The organism is Ruthenibacterium lactatiformans, assembly GCF_000949455.1.
GTDB classification, from domain to species: domain Bacteria; phylum Bacillota; class Clostridia; order Oscillospirales; family Ruminococcaceae; genus Ruthenibacterium; species Ruthenibacterium lactatiformans.
On record NZ_JXXK01000075.1, the window covers coordinates 1 to 3,804 of the forward strand.

Consider the following 3,804-nt stretch of genomic DNA (forward strand, 5'->3'; position numbering starts at 1 on the left):
TTCCCCCTGGTCTATTTATGCAGACAGCCCCACGGAAATATTTCCGCGGGGCTGTTACATCAGCATTTTTTATATCCAGTTATCTGCATTTCATCTTCCGACACAATTTGTCTTGTTACTTTTATTTGACTGTGATATATTTAAACTACCAGTTATCTTTAATCTATATTTGTTTGGAGTGTTATTTAATGTCTGAAGAAAAACGTGTCCGGAGAACCCCGGAACAAATCGCTGCTGATTTGGATGTCCAAATTGAAAAACTGAAAGATTCCATTTTAGAATTGGAAAACAAAAAAGCGGCGTCTGCCACCGAATTTGATAACAAGATCGCCGCTGTTAAAGAAAAAATCGCTAAACTGGAAGCCAAAAAGAAAGACGTACTTACGCCGAAAAAACGCAAACCGCGTAAAAGCAAAGCCGACCAGATCAAACTCCTTGTCAGGCAGGCACAAAAATCCGGCATGAAGCTGGATGAGATCGCTGATAAGCTTGGCATGGCGCTGCCACGGGCGTAAAAAGCCTGCCGCTTTTAAAGGGATGAGATCGCTGATAAGCTTGGCATGGCGCTGCCTGAATAACCTGATATCCCTCTATTCCACCGTCCCGCCGCCGAAAGGCTGCGGGATTTTTTATTTTCCTCCTCACGAATATCCACACAGCTGCTATTTCTTCAGAAATTCGTTTGCCCATTTCACATCAATCATAAATTGATTCTCCTCTTCTGCTGCAAGCCTTTCTGCAAAATTATTCTCAACGTTTTTATAGAGGTCAAGCGGAATTTCAGTCTTTAAAAACTTCTCGCCCATAAACTGGATGATGTATTTACCCTCAAGTACCAAAAAGTATGCTTCTACTATATTTACCTCTGGAAATTTATCTTGCACATCTACAAGATAGAGAAGCTTTATCAATTCTACTACTCTATCATCCAATTCATTTTCAAAAATGATCGCTTTTTCGCGTAGTGCATTCTGATTTGTTACAATACGTTTTCTGTATCTAGGTATCAAAAATCCGCTTTCCCCATCTTTATCTGAAAACAATTTTTGTATTTCTTCTACAGAGTTTTCTGATACATAATAGATCATAGTTTGATGCGCCATATCATGGTAAAGCATGCCGTAATCCACTTTGCATTCGTGTCCACAATGGGGACATTTAAACTGAAAAAAAGTGCCGTCTATTAACTGCGTTTTGGCTTCCGGATCTAAATCACCATTCAGACTCTCCCAAAACAAGTAATCGCTTTCTTTGTTGCATTTGGGACATGCAACCGTTTTCTTACGTCTTAACGACATTGTTTCTCCCCCTATAGTCTCTCCGTCACTGGCTGATTTGAACAGCATTATCGCAACTTTATATCTCACACTATATGAAGCTCGTCATTTATATCCATGATATCTTCAATCGGAATCTCTGTGCCGTCTTCCATTTTTACGCAGTTCCCGTACTCATCTATCTTTTTGATGATACCTGTTTTCATACTATAAGCGCCGCCTGCTTTTCTTTTGTCCGGCTGAAAGTACAGCACCGCCACCGTTTCGCCGGATTCCGATGCGCTCCGAAGAAGATCATCCAATAAATTCTTTTGTGTTTCGTCCAAGTCGATTTTTCGGTCTGTCAGACGCGCGGTTTCCTCCACCGCATCCTCATAGCCTGTCAATGCCATGAACGGAATAAACTGCGCCGCACGGTCACTCACCGGCATCTGCGGGTATTTTTTTGAAACATGATGCGGCAAATGGATGATATCCTCATACTTGTCCGTCACGCTTTATGCCCTCCGATTTTACCATTACGGTCTTTCGCCGTTGCGCCTTCCTGCAGATTCATACCCTTCAGGATCGCATTTTTTCCATACTTCCTTTTGATGGCAAGCATTGCTTCCTGCCGTTTGCGTTCACGGACCAGTTTCTTCTCTTCTTCCGCTCGTTTTTCCTGGCTGGTTGGTGACAGCGAAAACAGGTCGAGCTGCTCCACCGCTTCCTCTTTTTGAGCCGCGGATTCAGTGAGCACATTTCCCGCTGTAAGATTGAGCCGCCGCACCAGCAGATTTTTGTCTGCAATGCGTTCGAATAACTCTGTCACTGCATCCATAAGCTGCACAGAGGATGAGGTATACCGCGGCAGATTCGCCGTACCATGCGCGTGCTTTGGAATTTTCCGGCCATACCGGTCCACCTTTACCTCTCCATGATACGCTTTGCTTCTTGTTTTATCCGTAAGATTTTCAATATCATAGCCGACTGTCAAAACGATTTGCCTGGTTACAAGCCTGCTTTCGACCAGGGAAAGCGCCAGCTGGTCCGCCATCTCCCGCACGACCAATCTTGTCCGCACAAAATCATACGGACACTCCAACACCTGCCCGCTGCCCACATTGCTTGCTTCCGGCTTATACGCCTTAATGTCCGCAATGGTACATGGTTCCCAGCCCCATGCGTGGTCGATCAGAAGTTCGGCGTTGACGCCGAATAAGTCATACAGCGTATCCTCGTTGTACAAATCTGTGGGCGGGCCTAAAGAGCATCTTGCGATGTCTCCCATCGTGTACAGGCCTATGCTCTCCAATTTCTTTTCGTATCCTTTTCCCACACGCCAAAAATCCGTGAGCGGCCGATGCGTCCACATCAACTGGCGGTATTTCATCTCATCCAGCTCTGCGATACGCACACCGTTTTCGTCCGGCTGGACATGCTTTGCATAGATGTCCATCGCAATCTTAGCAAGATACAGATTCGGGCCGATTCCCGCGGTAGCGGTAATGCCTGTGGTCCGAAGAACATCCAGAATGATACGCATTGCGAGATCTTTTGCAGTGATATTTTCCCGTTTCAGATATGAGGTCGCATCGATCAGCACTTCATCAATGGAATATACGTGGATGTCATCCGGCGCCACATGCTTTAAATAGACGCTGTAGATTCTGGTGCTGTGTTCCATGTAATGCGCCATACGGGGCGGAGCAATGAGGTAGTCTATCGCCAAGCCAGGGTTATTCGCCAGTTCCACAGAGGACGAAGAAGCGCCTGTGAATCTATATCCCGGCGCGTTGCGCTGCCGTTTGAGATTTGCTTCCTTGACTTTCTGTACCACCTCGAATAGCCTCGCCCGGCCGGGGATGCCATATGCCTTCAGCGAGGGGGACACCGCAAGGCAGATTGTTTTTTCCGTTCGGCTGGCATCCGCGACAACGAGATTGGTCGTCATTGGGTCAAGGCTTCGTTCCATGCATTCCACCGAAGCATAGAACGATTTCAAATCAATAGCCAAATAGGTTCGCTCTGTCATATGCGTCTCCCCCTTCTTCAATCAAGTTATTTAAATTATACCACTGCTCTTCCATTCTGAAAATCGATAGAATAAAATCTCCAACAAAAAAATCCCAGCACAGTTCATTGCTGATGCTGGGATTTCTATTGAACTACATCTGAGTTACATATTGACAATCTTTTCCTTGAAGTGATATTCTGGACACGCTTCCTTTTCAAACTGGAGCCGGAGGGAGGTGGCTGCGTGTCCTTTTTGCTCGATGTTCTGAGTGGAATTTTGGCGAATATTATTTCCAGGAAAATTTTGAGGATTTCAAAACAGCGCAGTCAAAAAAAGTAGTAATACCCAAAAACACCGTGAGCTGCAACTCACGGTGTTTTTGGGTTTCCAGGCGGCTTGTGTCCTTTCTGGAATCTTCTGAGCAGATAAGCCGTTTTGGCGCGGCTTTTAAAAAACCGCCTCCGAAGAGACGGTTTTTGGTGCACCAACAGGGACTCGAACCCGGGACCCGCTGATTAAGAGTCAGCTGCT

At 45.7% G+C, this 3,804-nt stretch carries 5 protein-coding genes; 1 reads left to right on the plus strand and 4 read right to left on the minus strand.

From position 1 onward, the window contains the following. Window positions 1–188: 188 nt before the first annotated feature. On the plus strand, window positions 189–515 hold the full coding sequence (locus TQ39_RS19625) for a hypothetical protein (protein WP_050006782.1): 327 nt from the start codon (window positions 189–191) through the stop codon (window positions 513–515). A 147-nt stretch (window positions 516–662) separates the two neighbouring features. Here TQ39_RS19625 and TQ39_RS19630 read toward each other — a convergent pair whose 3' ends face one another. The 4 genes from TQ39_RS19630 to TQ39_RS21500 all read right to left on the minus strand — a co-directional run. Next, window positions 663–1,298, minus strand: coding sequence for a CpXC domain-containing protein (locus TQ39_RS19630; RefSeq protein WP_167541562.1), 636 nt, complete (start codon window positions 1,296–1,298; stop codon window positions 663–665). A gap of 65 nt (window positions 1,299–1,363) precedes the next feature. Then, entirely contained in the window at window positions 1,364–1,771 is a 408-nt protein-coding gene (locus TQ39_RS19635) for a YolD-like family protein (RefSeq protein ID WP_009324183.1), read from the minus strand. Beyond that, the gene (locus TQ39_RS19640) at window positions 1,768–3,291 is read right to left on the minus strand and encodes a Y-family DNA polymerase (RefSeq protein WP_050006784.1); all 1,524 of its coding nucleotides are present in this window, start codon (window positions 3,289–3,291) and stop codon (window positions 1,768–1,770) included. Before TQ39_RS19640 ends, TQ39_RS19635 begins: the two co-directional genes overlap by 4 nt. A 268-nt stretch (window positions 3,292–3,559) precedes the next feature. Next, the coding region (locus tag TQ39_RS21500; protein WP_207641417.1) for a hypothetical protein at window positions 3,560–3,804 on the minus strand (245 nt) is incomplete at its 5' end.

Bases quoted from the DNA above. Each gene is read 5' to 3' on its own strand.
- TQ39_RS19625 (WP_050006782.1), top strand. From the start codon at position 189: ATGTCTGAAGAAAAACGTGTCCGGAGAACCCCGGAACAAATCGCTGCT.
- TQ39_RS19640 (WP_050006784.1), bottom strand. From the start codon at position 3,291: ATGACAGAGCGAACCTATTTGGCTATTGATTTGAAATCGTTCTATGCT.
- TQ39_RS19630 (WP_167541562.1), bottom strand. From the start codon at position 1,298: ATGTCGTTAAGACGTAAGAAAACGGTTGCATGTCCCAAATGCAACAAA.